The organism is Thalassotalea sp. 1_MG-2023 (assembly GCF_030546745.1).
Taxonomy (GTDB): domain Bacteria; phylum Pseudomonadota; class Gammaproteobacteria; order Enterobacterales; family Alteromonadaceae; genus Thalassotalea_C.
In genome coordinates this window covers 89177-103523 of record NZ_JAUOPD010000006.1, presented here as the reverse complement: position 1 = coordinate 103523, position 14347 = coordinate 89177, and the positions used below count along the sequence as shown (strand labels likewise).

At 39.3% G+C, this 14347-nt stretch carries 13 protein-coding genes and 1 pseudogene; 7 read left to right on the top strand and 7 right to left on the bottom strand.

What is annotated here, in order from left to right; translation table 11 throughout:
- The 5 genes from rsxC to nth are packed head-to-tail and all read left to right on the top strand — an operon-like array spanning position 1 to position 5505.
- The gene (gene rsxC, locus Q4489_RS06810) at positions 1-2451 is read left to right on the top strand and encodes an electron transport complex subunit RsxC (RefSeq protein WP_303478365.1); all 2451 of its coding nucleotides are present in this window, start codon (positions 1-3) and stop codon (positions 2449-2451) included.
- A 2-nt stretch (positions 2452-2453) separates the two neighbouring features.
- A complete protein-coding gene (gene rsxD, locus Q4489_RS06805) occupies positions 2454-3503 on the top strand; it encodes an electron transport complex subunit RsxD (protein WP_303478363.1) in 1050 nt (349 codons plus the stop codon).
- Between the two features lie 9 nt (positions 3504-3512).
- Positions 3513-4139, top strand: a complete 627-nt coding sequence (gene rsxG, locus Q4489_RS06800) for an electron transport complex subunit RsxG (protein ID WP_303478538.1) — start codon at positions 3513-3515, stop codon at positions 4137-4139.
- Positions 4139-4843, top strand: coding sequence for an electron transport complex subunit E (locus tag Q4489_RS06795; RefSeq protein ID WP_303478362.1), 705 nt, complete (start codon positions 4139-4141; stop codon positions 4841-4843). The genes rsxG and Q4489_RS06795 overlap by 1 nt, the downstream gene beginning before the upstream one ends.
- A gap of 29 nt (positions 4844-4872) precedes the next feature.
- Positions 4873-5505, top strand: a complete 633-nt coding sequence (gene nth / locus Q4489_RS06790; protein ID WP_303478360.1) for an endonuclease III — start codon at positions 4873-4875, stop codon at positions 5503-5505.
- A 284-nt stretch (positions 5506-5789) separates the two neighbouring features.
- Here the strand turns inward: nth and Q4489_RS06785 are convergent, their stop codons facing one another.
- On the bottom strand, positions 5790-7955 hold the full coding sequence (locus tag Q4489_RS06785; RefSeq protein ID WP_303478358.1) for a serine hydrolase: 2166 nt from the start codon (positions 7953-7955) through the stop codon (positions 5790-5792).
- 259 nt (positions 7956-8214) lie between these two features.
- Between Q4489_RS06785 and Q4489_RS06780 the strand changes: the two are divergent.
- A pseudogene (locus tag Q4489_RS06780) lies at positions 8215-8463 on the top strand (endonuclease III); the annotation flags it as partial.
- A gap of 252 nt (positions 8464-8715) precedes the next feature.
- On the opposite strand, the gene Q4489_RS06775 reads toward Q4489_RS06780, so the two are convergent.
- The 3 genes from Q4489_RS06775 to Q4489_RS06765 all read right to left on the bottom strand — a co-directional run bounded on the left by Q4489_RS06775 (position 8716) and on the right by Q4489_RS06765 (position 11425).
- Complete coding sequence (locus tag Q4489_RS06775) at positions 8716-9108, bottom strand: hypothetical protein (protein WP_303478357.1); 393 nt, start codon at positions 9106-9108, stop codon at positions 8716-8718.
- Between the two features lie 497 nt (positions 9109-9605).
- Positions 9606-10412, bottom strand: a complete 807-nt coding sequence (locus Q4489_RS06770) for an SDR family NAD(P)-dependent oxidoreductase (protein WP_303478355.1) — start codon at positions 10410-10412, stop codon at positions 9606-9608.
- A gap of 26 nt (positions 10413-10438) precedes the next feature.
- On the bottom strand, positions 10439-11425 hold the full coding sequence (locus tag Q4489_RS06765) for a zinc-dependent alcohol dehydrogenase family protein (RefSeq protein ID WP_303478353.1): 987 nt from the start codon (positions 11423-11425) through the stop codon (positions 10439-10441).
- 102 nt (positions 11426-11527) lie between these two features.
- Here Q4489_RS06765 and Q4489_RS06760 point away from each other — a divergent pair, with 102 nt between their 5' ends.
- The gene (locus tag Q4489_RS06760) at positions 11528-12433 is read left to right on the top strand and encodes a LysR family transcriptional regulator (protein WP_303478351.1); all 906 of its coding nucleotides are present in this window, start codon (positions 11528-11530) and stop codon (positions 12431-12433) included.
- A gap of 127 nt (positions 12434-12560) precedes the next feature.
- Here the strand turns inward: Q4489_RS06760 and Q4489_RS06755 are convergent, their stop codons facing one another.
- The 3 genes from Q4489_RS06755 to Q4489_RS06745 form a co-directional block, all read right to left on the bottom strand.
- A complete protein-coding gene (locus tag Q4489_RS06755) occupies positions 12561-13046 on the bottom strand; it encodes a hypothetical protein (protein WP_303478349.1) in 486 nt (161 codons plus the stop codon).
- A 117-nt stretch (positions 13047-13163) separates the two neighbouring features.
- A complete protein-coding gene (locus tag Q4489_RS06750; protein WP_303478348.1) occupies positions 13164-13817 on the bottom strand; it encodes a hypothetical protein in 654 nt (217 codons plus the stop codon).
- Between the two features lies 1 nt (position 13818).
- The gene (locus Q4489_RS06745; RefSeq protein WP_303478346.1) at positions 13819-14325 is read right to left on the bottom strand and encodes an RNA polymerase sigma factor; all 507 of its coding nucleotides are present in this window, start codon (positions 14323-14325) and stop codon (positions 13819-13821) included.
- Between the last annotated feature and the right edge of the window lie 22 nt (positions 14326-14347).

The window sequence follows — 14347 nt, the reverse complement described above, 5'->3', positions numbered from 1 at the left end:
TTGGAATCTGTAATTGAACGTATAGAACGCGGCCAATTTTGGCCGTTTCATGGTGGTATAAACCCACCAGAAATGAAGTTCTTAACCAATGAGAAACCAATCAGAAGCCTGCCTTTGCCTGAAAAGCTAGTTATTCCTGTTCAGCAACATATTGGTGAACCAGGCGACTTATTAGTCGCGGTGGGTGATACTGTACTTAAAGGCCAAGCATTAACGAAAGCTTCCGCTCCACTTATGGTGCCTGTTCATGCGCCTACCAGTGGAAAAATAACCAACATCAATCTTCACGTTATCGCTCATCCTTCGGGGCTAAGTGAACTATGTGTTACGCTAGTTCCTGACGGTGAGGATAGATGGCGTAAGCGCCACATCACTGAAAATTTTCATGAATTATCAAAAGATACATTAATTGAAAAAATCGCTGATGCTGGTATTTCTGGAATGGGTGGAGCTGGTTTTCCAACACATGTGAAGGTAAATACTCAAGCACAAATAAATTACCTTATTATTAATGCAGCCGAATGTGAGCCGTACATTACAGCAGATGATCTATTAGTAAGAGAAAACGCTGGGACTATTTTAGATGGCATTAACATTCTTGATAAAGTACTTGAGCCTGCTTTTATTTTAATTGGTATTGAAGACAATAAGCCTTTAGCGATAGAAGCTTTACGTCGTCAAACACAAGACATCGATAAAATAAAAGTATGCGTCTTACCGACCAAATACCCGATGGGCGGCGAAAAACAGCTTATTCAAGCACTTACAGGTCAAGAAGTTGCTTCAGGCGTGTTACCCAGTGCATTAGGTATTGTCATGCAAAATATCGCAACATGCTTTGCTATTGCTGAAGCCGTTATTTCAGATACCCCACTCATAAAACGTGTTATTACCGTTAGTGGTCAAGCACTTTCAAAGCCACAAAACGTGTGGGCACTATTAGGCACTCCCGTATCGTTTTTACTTAAACAATGTGGCTACCCTGAACAAACTAAAAAACACATCATTATGGGTGGACCAATGATGGGCTTTAGCTTAGCTAGCGATGAGATCCCCGTTGTAAAAACCACAAACTGTCTGTTAGCTCCAAGCGAGAAAGAAATTCCTGACGATAATATTGAAGTCGAATGTATTCGCTGCGGACAATGTGCTGATGCATGTCCTGCACAATTACTACCGCAAGAATTACAATGGAGCGCCAAAGCACAAGATTACGAGCAACTCAATAAATTAAATTTGTTTGATTGTATTGAATGTGGCGCATGCGCCTATGTATGCCCAAGCCATATACCATTAGTGCATTATTATCGTGTCGCAAAAGCTGAAATTAGAGAGCAAAAGTTACTTGATATTAAAGCCGAAAAAGCTAAACAAAGGTTTGAAGCCCGAAAGGCTAGGCTTGAAAGAGATAAAAGAATTCGCGAAGAAAAACACAAAAAAGCAGCTGAAGCTCGTAAAGCTAGAATGAACTCCGGCACCAAAGAAGCAAACAAAGAAAAGTCAGCCGTTGCGGCTGCCCTAGCGCGTGTTCAAGCGAAGAAGCAACAAAAAGCACCAGATGACGATAATCAACCGAATGACAATGATAAATCACCTGTAGCAGCAGCTATTGCACGCGCTAAAGCTAAAAAAGCAGCAAAACAAAATACTACGTCTAAGCAAAAACCTATAGCCGATGATGATAAAAGCACACGTGTTGCGGCTGCCGTAGCTAAAGCAAAAGCAAAAAAAGCACAAGCCAGTGCTCATACTAAAGATGATACGCCTGATAGTTATACAGACAACACGCAAAAAGCAGACTCAGTAGATACAACGGAACAATCACCTAAGTCAACTCAAGCTGAGAATGATAAAAAAGCACGGGTAGCCGCTGCGGTTGCGAAAGCGAAAGCAAAGAAAGCACAAGCCAGTACTCCTACTCAAGATGACGAACCTGATAGTAACAGTAAAGATAACACGCAAGAAACAGCGTCAGTAGATACAACGGAACAATCATCAACATCATCTCAAGCTGAGAATGATAAAAAAGCACGTATAGCCGCAGCTGTTGCTAAAGCGAAAGCAAAGAAAGCGCAAGCCAGTGCCCCTACTCAAGATGACGAGCCTGATAGTAATAGTAAAGACAATACTCAAAAATCAGAGTCAGTAGATACAGCGGAACAATCATCAACATCATCTCAAGCTGAGAATGATAAAAAAGCACGGATAGCCGCTGCTGTTGCTAAAGCTAAAGCTAAAGCTAAAGCAAAGAAAGCGCAAGCCAGTGCCCCTACTCAAGATGACGAACCTGATAGTACCAGTAAAGATAACACGCAAGAAACAGAATCAGTAGATACAACGGAACAAACTTCTGTTTCAGTTGAAACAGATAACGATAAAAAAGCGCGTATAGCGGCTGCCGTTGCAAAAGCTAAAGCAAAAAAACAACAAAAGAACAGCAAGGCTAATTAAGAATGGCTTATTGGATCGCAAGTTCACCCCATGATCATCAGCAAAGCAAAACCTCTGCGCTAATGCGCTTAGTTATCTATGCAACCATACCGGGTATATTTGCCCAGTGGTACTTCTTTGGCTGGGGAAATTTAATTCATATTTCAATTGCCATTACCACTGCATTGGTCAGTGAGTTTTTTATTTTATCGTTAAGAGAAAAAAATATTCGCAGCCAACTTTTTGATGGTAGCGCGATTCTCACTGCAATTTTACTAGGAATAAGCCTACCGGCATTAGCACCGTGGTGGATTTCAGTTTTAGGTAGTTTGTTTGCTATCGCCATAGTAAAACAACTCTATGGAGGCTTAGGTCATAACGTATTTAACCCCGCCATGGCGGCGTATGTTATGTTGCTTATCTCTTTTCCCGTACAAATGACATCATGGCAACCACCTTTGTCTTTAATGGCTTTAGAACTCGACTTTTATAATACCGTGTCAGTTATTTTTACGCATTACACCCAACAAGGCTATTCGGTTGAACAATTACAAATGCATGTAGATGGCTTTACCATGGCAACGCCACTCGACACATTGAAAACCAGTATTACCTTAGGTAAAACAGTTGAAGAAAGTTTGCAAACACCTGTTATTGGTGAACACTTTGGTGTTGGTTGGCAGTGGATAAACGCAGCTTTTCTTGCTGGTGGTTTACTACTTATCGCTAAACGTGCCATTTCTTGGATCACACCCGTTACCTTTTTATTCACCTTATTTGTTTGTACTTTTATCGCATTTTTATTAAGCCCTGATACTAACGCTTCCACTATGTTTCACTGGTTAAATGGTGCAACCATGTTAGGCGCTTTCTTCATTTTAACCGATCCAGTATCAGGTGCCACCAGCACAAAAGGAAGAATAATCTTTGCCGCGCTTGCAGGTTTTCTCGTCTTCGTTATACGAAAATTTGGCGGTTATCCTGATGCGGTCGCATTTTCAGTATTACTTTGCAATATGGCAGCTCCTTTGATAGACCAATATACTCGACCAAGAACATATGGCCATAAATAGGAAAGAATGATGAGAAAAGCAATTGAAAAAAATGCTAAATTACTTGCCATATTTGCTATCGCTTGCACAGCGCTTGTGGCCTTTGTCGATTTTTTAACAAGAGATACTATCGCCCAGCAACAACAACAAAACTTAATCAAAAGCTTAGCGCAGGTTGTTAACTCAAACGCACACAGCAACAATATGAGCGAAGCATGTGTATTATTAAATGATGAGTCTATAGGCGAAACAGCCCAAAAAGCCTACTTAGGTTTTTATAACGAACAACCTTCAGCGATAGCGATGACCATCACAGCTCCTGACGGTTATAATGGAAATATCACCCTATTAATAGGAATGAACATTGATGGTATGGTAACAGGCATTCGTACGTTATCTCATCAAGAAACACCTGGGCTGGGTGATAAAATTGAACAACGTAAAAGTGACTGGGTTTTAAGCTTTGACGGCAAGTCTCTAGAAGGTGAAAATGACCCTCAATGGGCGGTAAAAAAAGACGGTGGTTCATTTGATCAGTTTACCGGTGCTACCATTACGCCAAGAGCAATTGTTAATGCCAGTAAACGTGCGATCATTTATTTTAAAAGTCATAAAAACGACATTTTCACCAGCCAAAACAAATGTCAGGAAAGCTAATGAATATTCCACAAGAATACAAAGAGTTAACATGGCAAGGCCTGTGGAAAAACAACCCAGGTTTAGTGCAACTTCTAGGACTTTGTCCACTGTTAGCCGTTACATCAACCGTTGTTAATGCACTCGGTTTAGGCTTAGCAACACTATTTGTTTTGATGTGCTCGAATGCCACCGTATCATTAATTCAAAAATGGGTGCCTAAAGAAATTCGTATTCCTATTTTTGTCTTGATCATTGCAGCATTTGTTACCTGCGTACAATTATTGATGAATGCCTTTGCTTTCTCGCTTTATGAGTCGTTAGGCATCTTCCTACCGTTAATTGTTACCAATTGCGCCATTATCGGTCGTGCAGAGGCATATGCGTCAAAAAATCCAGTTAAACAAGCCTCATTTGATGGTTTTATGATGGGCATGGGATTTTTGTTTGTGTTATTAGCACTTGGCGCTGTCAGGGAAGTGCTTGGTCAAGGTACATTGTTTGACGGTGCGGATTTATTACTAGGCCAATGGGCTAGTAATTTACGCATAGAAATTTTCGCGCTAGACAATCAATTTTTACTCGCTATATTACCGCCTGGAGCGTTTATCGCGATGGGTTTTTTAATCGCTGCAAAAAATGTAATTGATACGAAAATTGCAGAAAAACAACCTAAAGTACAAGATGAGCATATCGAACGTGTTCGCGTTAATTTCGATAGCTAATTAAACAACATAGCCACATAACTATAACAATGAATAAAGAAAAACGATTAGAAATACTTACTCGACTTCGCGATGATAACCCACAGCCAACAACGGAACTCAACTTTACCACGCCGTTTGAGTTATTGATTGCGGTACTTCTTTCTGCACAAGCAACTGATGTTGGCGTAAATAAAGCCACGGCAAAGCTGTACCCCGTTGCTAACACCCCACAAGCGATACTAGATTTAGGGATAGATGGGTTAAAATCCTATATAAAAACCATCGGGTTATTTAATACCAAAGCAGAAAACACCATGAAAACCTGTCGTATGCTAGTTGAACTACATGGTGGTGAAGTACCAGAAGACAGAGCGGCCTTAGAGGCTCTTCCTGGTGTTGGCAGAAAAACGGCTAATGTTGTATTAAACACAGCCTTTGGCTGGCCAACAATAGCGGTAGATACCCATATCTATCGCGTATCAAATCGCACAAAATTTGCCATGGGTAAAAACGTCGATCAAGTTGAGCAAAAGCTTCTAAAAGTCGTTCCTGCTGAGTTTAAGGTAGATGTGCATCATTGGTTAATCCTGCACGGCCGCTATACCTGCGTTGCAAGAAAGCCAAGATGTGGCGCTTGTATCATTGAAGATTTGTGTGAGTTTAAAGATAAAACTGAGTAAACTAACTACGGCTATGTGCCGTTTGCAGATGTAGCCGCTCAGTTTACTGAAAGAGCTCATATAAGCGCAGAGCGGTCATTATCGTACTATTCAATTGATTCGTTATTTTTTGGGAGGATTACCCCTTAAGTTTTTTAGCTTGTATTCTCGCACATCAATACTGGTTATTTATTGCATTTTATCTATCCACTGCCTATAAGGCGTTCTATCAGGGCTCAGAAACATCGGCTTATATCCTAATTAACCGCTTTAACACAGCTTAATAAGTAATTTTGCAACCCTGTTTAGTGTTTCTTTACTTCGGTAAATGTATAGGTGTGTTGGGCGTCAATAATGCTGAGTGTACTTAAACCAGCAGATTCACCTACAATCAATTCAAGTCCGAGGAAAAACGGTGCGATTGTCACTAACGACACGCTGCCATCGGGACTGGTTTTGCTGGCAATAGCCGTTTTCCATACACCGGGATCCAGCACGACTTCCCCATCAATTTGCGTAACTGTCATGCTGCCGAGTTCTGGACTATTATACAAGCTAGCTAGTTTAGCCACTACCTCAGGTGCGGGTGGATAAGTGATTTCTTCACGCAATTTACCTGCATTTAAAGTGTTAGTTTCTACAGTGACCGCCACTTGGCTTTGAGCTTGTGGTTCTGCGTCATACAAGAGTTCAATCATGCGGCGTGTAAAAGGTTTAAGTAAGGCATAACCTTCGTCGGAGTTAGTTAAAATAACGGCACCAACCTTAGCCGATGGTATGGCGATGAAATTAGACAGATAACCTGCCAAGCTGCCGCCATGTTCAATTATATCAATCCCGCCCATTTTTTCAGATGATAAACCCATACCGTAACTTGCGTCCGCACCAGTAGCTACTGTGGATTCACGACGTTTTAATACCGATTCTGCAGTAAATAGTCGCGTTCCATCAGGCGCAACACCTTCGGACAGTTCGTTTTGCACATATTTTATCATGTCGCTAGGGGTCGACCATGCTGCCCCTGCAGGGCGGTAAGGGGTAACCGTATGATTAAAACCATCGGTCGCCGATTGAGGAATCAATTGAGTATTGCCTGCGAGGTCTAAGCCATGGGGCGAGGCTGCATCACCCGCTAACGCCTGCGTAAAAGAAAAGCTAGTGTGTTGCATTTGCAATGGGCCGAATATGTATCGCTGCATCGCTTTATCATAAGCAGCGCCGATTTCCATCTCAGGGTATAAAATGTGCCCAGCCACATAACCCGCAGCCGCCGCCATTTGGTTATTGTATTGGAATAGTTCCCCAAAACTGCTGGTGGGAATCGTACTAGCTAAATCAGTAAATGTCACCGTAGCCGACACGTTTGGGCCGCTATTAAATATCCAATCTAAATCTTTGCGGGGCAGACCGGTGCAAGCACACACCAAATGTTTGATTAACACACTTTGGGTGGTTTTCTTGTCACCTAATTTAAAATCGGGATAATGGCTGATGACCTGATCATCCCAGTTTAGTTTGCCCATCTCGACGAGTTTAGCCAATAACAAGGTGGTCATGCCTTTGGTATTAGAGGCAACCATAAACGCAGTGTCTTTGGTCACAGGTTCTTGAGTCGCAATACTTTTGATGCCCACTCCACCTTCAAATAACACTTTACCATCTTCTATAACTGCCACGCCTACTCCTGGAATATTAAGGGCTTTGGCTGATTCTTCGACAAATGATAACAGCGTGTTGATTTTGTCAGGACTGAGTTTCTGGGCTGTTCGTTGTGATAAATCCTCAGGCTTATAGCCGGCTAATTCAAAACTCTGTGACATGCCTCTAACTGCTGCACTGCGTTTAGCATAAGTCGCATAGTTACCATCAAACAACAGTACCTGCCATTGTTCGCCAAGTTGATAAACGTTAGCATAAGCGAGCATATTTTCGCTTACTGATGTTTGGTATTCAATGCTTCTTATTGCGTCCCAACCGCCTTTCTTTATATGTGGTGAATTAACTCTAACCTTACGGGAAAAATCAGAATCATGCATTTTCCAAGCTTTTAAGGCCGCCTCTTGTGCATCGTTTGCCTTCGTTACTGCTATTACCACAAGCGATAAATCCTTCTCTGGTGCAATAAAAATGGTTTGACTGCCTTGTACAGACTTGGTCCAGCCTTCAGGTTCTTGATATTGGACTGCCACACTAACGACTGCAGCTGCGATGTTTTCAGTATTGGGAGTTTGCTGAGGTTTAGTGCATGCATTTACCACACAGCATAAAACTAAGGTTAGTAGCAGTCGGATACGTGTTGAATTCATTGTTGATTTCCTTATCTTTAGGTTTGACCAAGTAACTTTCGCAACACTACTGCTTTCAGTGATTGTTTTTTGAGCATATCCCTTTCTTTTCAGTTTATCAATGAATAACCTGAAATCGAATTTAAAACCAGGGTTCTCGCGCACTAAAATTGGATAGTCAATCATTCGAGGGCAATGTAGATATTTAAATTTATTTGAGGATACCTGCTTCGGGGCTCATAATTTAAAGCAAGATGTTGGCCTTTAACAAACTATCGGGCTTAGAGAAAAGTTAAATTTTTTGGGATGTAATAGACAACATAATTGGCAATAAGCTTAGGCAGCTAAAGACTAGCTTGTTGGAACAATTGACGTTAGTAAAATTAATACTAACGACCGCTTATCGTTCAAAGCAGCCTAAACATATTTACATCTACCTTAATTATCTTTCGGCTGGCCAACAATAGCTGTAGACACCCACATAGACCGTGTATCAAACCGTACTAAGTTCGCCATGGGTAAAAACGTAGTTGAAGTTGAGCAAAAGCTTTTAAAAGTAGTGCCAAAGGAATTTAAAGTCGATGTGCACCACTGGTTAATCCTTCACGGCCGCTATACCTGCGTTGCAAGAAAGCCAAGATGTGGCGCATGTATTATTGAAGACTTGTGTGAGTTTAAAGATAAAACAGATTGATACCTCGACGGCTAAGTTCGTAATGATGATGTTTACCTTTGCTTAGCTAACGGCAACTGGTCCGACAGTTTCAGTCATTAACACCAATTAACGTTTTTTTCACTGCCTAGAATGAACTATAGCCTCACCAACCCTTATTAAAAATCAAATACTGCATATTGTTGACAGTTTTTTAAACCAGTTAATGCATTTGCATGAAGGCAAGCTTTATTCACTCTAAGCGCTTAAATAAATATGAACTATGTTGCTAATTCATTCGTTCAATTCGTTGCATTCACCGCGAATTGTATAAAAACCTTGACTACTGTATCGTTCAATTTCTGTATAACCATTAATACAATAATTGCTGATTGCTAATTCTTTTTCTAATGCAATTTCTAATTGAGTATAATATTTACTGTTTTTTTCTGTGTCTGTACGGCCACGCTTTTGACTTCTTTCTCCACGTCCACCACCTCTTTTACCTTCACGATTAGAAGATTTTTTATTGTTTCGTGCTTTAAATTCTTTAGAAATTGCAAATTCTTTAACGTTGTTTTGTGTAACATTGGTATTGAAGTAGTAATTATTATCATCTACTTTTTTTGCTGATGAACATCCTAGCAACGAAAATAAAAACAGTAATATTAAGTGATTTTTGTTCATTTGAGCACATCTCTTTATAGTGGGTGTCAGAAAACGGTTATAAATGTTTCTCATGTGTTTTATTCGTATATTAATACATCAATAGGTTTAATCTGCTGCTTTGTTTGCAGGGTATTAACCATAAAAGACACCAATAAAAGCTGAGAAAAGTAGACTTGTCATTCATATCTACCAAATAGCTGTGTTGCTATTATCTCAAATGTTATGTAATGAAACGTAAATTTAAGGTAAAGACATGTAAATTTATTGATATTTTATTTCTTATTTCTTTGGAAAAAAGGAAGGGTATTTTTAATTCGTAGCAAATTAGCTAAGGGCAAGTACGTTAACCAAGTTGTTCAAAAGCTTTTATAGTTTATGCCCGCTGAGTTTAAAGTTGCTGTAACCATTGGTTTATTTTACATAGGCGGTATGTGTGTAACGCACGCAAACCCCAATAAGGCGAGTATATTATTGAAAGCTCGTGAGAGCTTAAAGGTAAAGCGAAGTAGTTAACACTAGTTAACTTTTTCTTTAATGACCACGTTAATTGCAGCCATAACTTGTGCACATATTTCGGGTTTTTGTGCATCAATATGAGGTAATGAAAATTGCTTTGCATCATTGTCATAATACTTACCTGAAGCATCATCAAATTCATCAGATAAAGCTGCTCGAACTAAAATATCAGAACCTATCGTGAGATCATTGCCTGTCATTCCAAACCCTTCTTTCACCATTTTACTCGCTAATAATGAACCTGGGTTAACCGCTACACTTACTTGTTTCTTATTAAGTTCTTTTGTTAATTCTTGCGACCAAATAGTAATAGCTAGTTTACTTTGCGCATATGCTTGAAAGGCATCATTGAGTGCAATGTTTCCCATCAATGCGTCTATATTAACAGAAGCTTGAGCGGCCGAAGACAAGTTAACAATACGTCCATTGTCCGCTAACAAATCGATAAGCCCCAATGTAAGCACGTAAGGGCTAAGCGTATTTACCAAAAACCTTACATCCAAACTTTCATTTGTTTTAACCGTTTTGGTTTTTAATACGCCAGCGTTATTTATAATAATGTCAAGATGGTTAGCTTTTTGTTTAATATCGTTTATTAGCTGATTTACCTCATAAAATTGAGTTAAATCAGCCAAAAAACCTTGAATTGGAGTAGTTGGGTTCGCCTTGTTAAGCCGTTGTAATGTATTGGCTAGCTTTTCTTCGTTACGACCATGGATGAGTAATCTATGACCTTGTGCGACTAAAGCTTTGGCTGTTTCAAAGCCTATACCGTCTGTAGCATCTGTTATTAATATCGTTTTCATATACTACTCCATATTCAATTTTGTAATTAAATACTAATGACAACTTTACCTATCGCTTTACCACTTTCTAAATGTGAGTGTGCTTGGCCTACTTGTTCAAGCATAAAGTTTGATGGGTCTAGTATTGGTGTAAGGTGTCCTGATTCAACAATCGATGTTATTTGTTCTAATATTTCACCGTGTTCATGGCGTTTAATACGATGCAACATTGGAATAAGCATAAACACTACGTGTAATGATAGTCCTTTAAAGTGAGCGAGAGATAAGTCTAAATCAACTAATGCTACTGTAGATGCGACATGACCATTTAACGCCGCGGCCTCAAATGAGTTAACCATGTTTTCACCGCCTACTGAGTCAAAAACAACATCAAAACCTTTACCATCAGTATGCTTTGCCACGTAATCTGCAACGGTTTCTTTTTTGTAGTTAATCGCCGTAGCGCCTAAGGACTCAATCAGTGTAAGCTGTTTCTCACCGCCACCGGTAGAGTAAACTTCTGCTCCTAGGTGTTTTGCCAATTGTAGTGCGATGTGTCCAACACCACCAGATCCACCATGAACCAATACCTTTTGTCCGCTAGTTACTCCTGCTCTTTGCAAGCCCTCATAAGCCGTTATACCAACCAGTGGAATCGCGGCAGCTTGTTCCATAGAGATATTTTTTGGTTTTAGCGCAATTAAATCAGCATCTGCGATAATATATTCAGCGAGTGTGCCAGGTAAATCAGCTAAACCACCCGCGCAGCCGTAGACTTCATCACCTACTGTGAAATGTGTAACGCCCTCACCTACTTCTTCTATCACGCCAGCAAAATCCATTCCTAAAACCGCTGGCAACGCCGGTGCAATAGGTAAGCTGTCTCCCATTGCTCTGATCATGGTATCAACCGTATTAACACTTGTGGCTGATATTTTAATTAATACATGCCCATTTTTTACTTGGGGTTTTGCTATATCCGCAGCTTCGAAAACCTCATCCCCACCAAAATCGTTTATTATCATTGCTTTCATTATCATGCTCTCCTGTAGTTAATGAAACAAAGTATATTAATATTCATTTAATTTGATAATATCGCCTTACAAGGAATCATTTTTTAGTTTTTATTGATAATCATGAATATTGAACACCTAAAGCTTTTTGTTAGAGTCGCAGCAACACACAACATTAGTTTGGCAGGACATGAGCTAGGCTTATCGCCAGCAGTTGCAAGTGCCCATATCAATAAACTAGAGGAAGGACTTGGCGTTAGGTTAATGCACCGAACAACTCGCAAAGTATCATTAACCGAAGAAGGAGCAGGCTTTCTTCCATATGCTGAAGATATACTAGCAAGCGTTGACGCCGCTCGCGCATCTGTAGGTGCAGGTAGTTCATCGCCTCAAGGAACACTTCGAGTTGCTGCTCCCGCTTCTTTTGGACGGATGCACTTACTACCCGCATTAAATGACTTCTTCGTTCGTTATCCCGACTTAACCGTTGATTTGAAGCTTTCAGATACCATCATCGATTTAGTTGAAGGAGGCTTTGATATTGCTATTCGAAACTCAGCACTCAAGGATTCCAGTTTAATTGCACGAAAATTAGCTAATGATAACCGTGTTATATGTGCTTCACCTGATTATTTAGCTAAATATGGTGAACCAAATTCACCTAAAGAATTAATCAATCATCACTGCATAACACTAATGGGCTTAGATAATTGGGTGTTTCAAACAGAAAGTGAGCATAAGAATATAAAAGTAAAAGGAAAGCTTCGAGCAGATAATGGTGAGGCTGTTCGTGATGCCTGTATAAACGGGTTAGGGATCACTATAAATTCTATGTGGAGTGCTTATCAACACCTCAATAACGGTAAGCTTGTCCAAATATTAAAAGATTATCCGTTAGTATCCAATACCGCAATTTGGGCTGTTTACCCAAGCTCTAGGCAATTAGCCCCCAAAGTGAGAGCTTTTATCGACTTTTTTTCTGCTAAATTTGGTGACAAACCGTATTGGGAAAAAAAGCCAAACCTTTAACTTTAGATTACACAAAGGAATAAATTATATAGTTAACGATCTACTTTAGTTATTCATTGGCTGGGAAATAACGGTAGGCGCACAAAACCATGTATCTAACCGCTCCTAGCTTACTAGGATTAAATGCTTAGGCAATAAAGCTAAGTACAACACCAGTTGTTATTCCAATTATTGCTTCGCCAAGAGATACGCGTCTCAGTTTTAGCACATTGCTATACGCGATATACAGAGATATAAGGGATAAAGCAAAGAGCCATAATATTGCATGATCCGGATAATTAAAGCTTTTAAGTCCAATCAAGTTCAATAAGTAGGAGCCAATATCGGTTAAACCAAGCCAATCAAACATTATTTGTTCTGATACTGTATGACCAAACAACGCAAAGGTGAAGTTTGCATTAGGTCGTTTTAAAATTGCTAGAATACCTGCGATAGTTAACAAGATGCTCGATACCAAGGGCATAAATTGTACCCAGTATTTTTGACTGAACCAACTTTCCAGCCTAATACTGAAACTTATCTGTGTCGCAAAATAAACGGTCAGAACTAGCCCTACTATCGAAATACTCATACCGATAACCATGGCTTTCCTGACGTTAAATACTTCTTTCACAATTTTATCTCTTTTATCATGTTAGCTTGATTGATGAAATCCCAATATTACGGCTCAGAACCTTTCTAAATTTTAGTAAAAAATAACATTGGGAGCATGACGCCTAATAGCTAAACACTATGTTGACTCTATGCTATTAATAAACTGAGCCATATTGACTAAACGTTCGCCAACAATAAATTGAATAGTGTTTTTAACCCAAGTAAGTGAAATATTCTTATAATCTAATTTAGCTAACAAATATGCTGTCACGAAAAAAAGTAGCGTTGATGATAAGGAATAAAACCAAATCATGTGCTGTTCTAGATGCTGAAACAAATCAACTCCCAATAACAGATCAAACCCGATAAAAACATAAGCCATATAAAAAGGCACAGACATCAGCAATAACTTAGTTAATTGTAATTTATGTGTACAAACACTGTAGATATCTTTCTGTAAGTCACTCACTGGTTTTGAATAATCAACTTGTGAAATCAAAACTATTTGACCAATATTTCCCGCAAGCCCAACAATAGCAAAAACATTTAGAACAAAAGCCGATATCGTCGGTGCTGATAGACTAAAGTCTGTGACAATATATTGCCACAATAAAACAATGATTAAGAAGAATGCTAAGCTCTCAACAATACGCATCCACTTCATATTGTTAAGCTGTTGCATTTGTTTATTTAATTTAATGTCAGACAACTTTGTTTGGTTTATTGTAATAGCAACGCCAGTGTCATTGTTTTGCTGCTGCCAAGCAGTTTTAACGTTATCTAAATTCATTTTAAGCCCCCTGTGTAACAAATTTATTTTTAAGAATTTCTTTAATTCGACCTATTCGCGTAGCGACATTGGTTTTACTAATACCTAAGCTGTTCGCTATGTTCTCGTATGACTCACTTTCTAAATAGAGCAGCATAATCGCTTTATTTAACTTATCGAGTTGAGCAATAAAGGCATACAGCTGCCTAATTTCTTCACTTTTATCAGCTTCTTGAGATAAGTCGGCAATATGTACAATGCATTCTTCTTTAGCATTGGCTTTATCTTCTCGCTTACTGTCTTTACGGTAATAAGAAATCGCGACATTCAGTGCGATTCGATACATCCAAGTAGAGAACTTAAACTGTTTATCGTACTTGTCATAAGCTAGCCACATAGTGGTTAAAATCTCTTGTGCAAGATCTTGCCTGTCATCATGGTTTTGACAATATGAATTCACGACTTTATAAATAATGCCCTTGTGTTGTTCCATCGACTGTGCAAATAAAGTTTTCTTGTTTTTTTTCATTGGTACTCACTTACCGATCGAT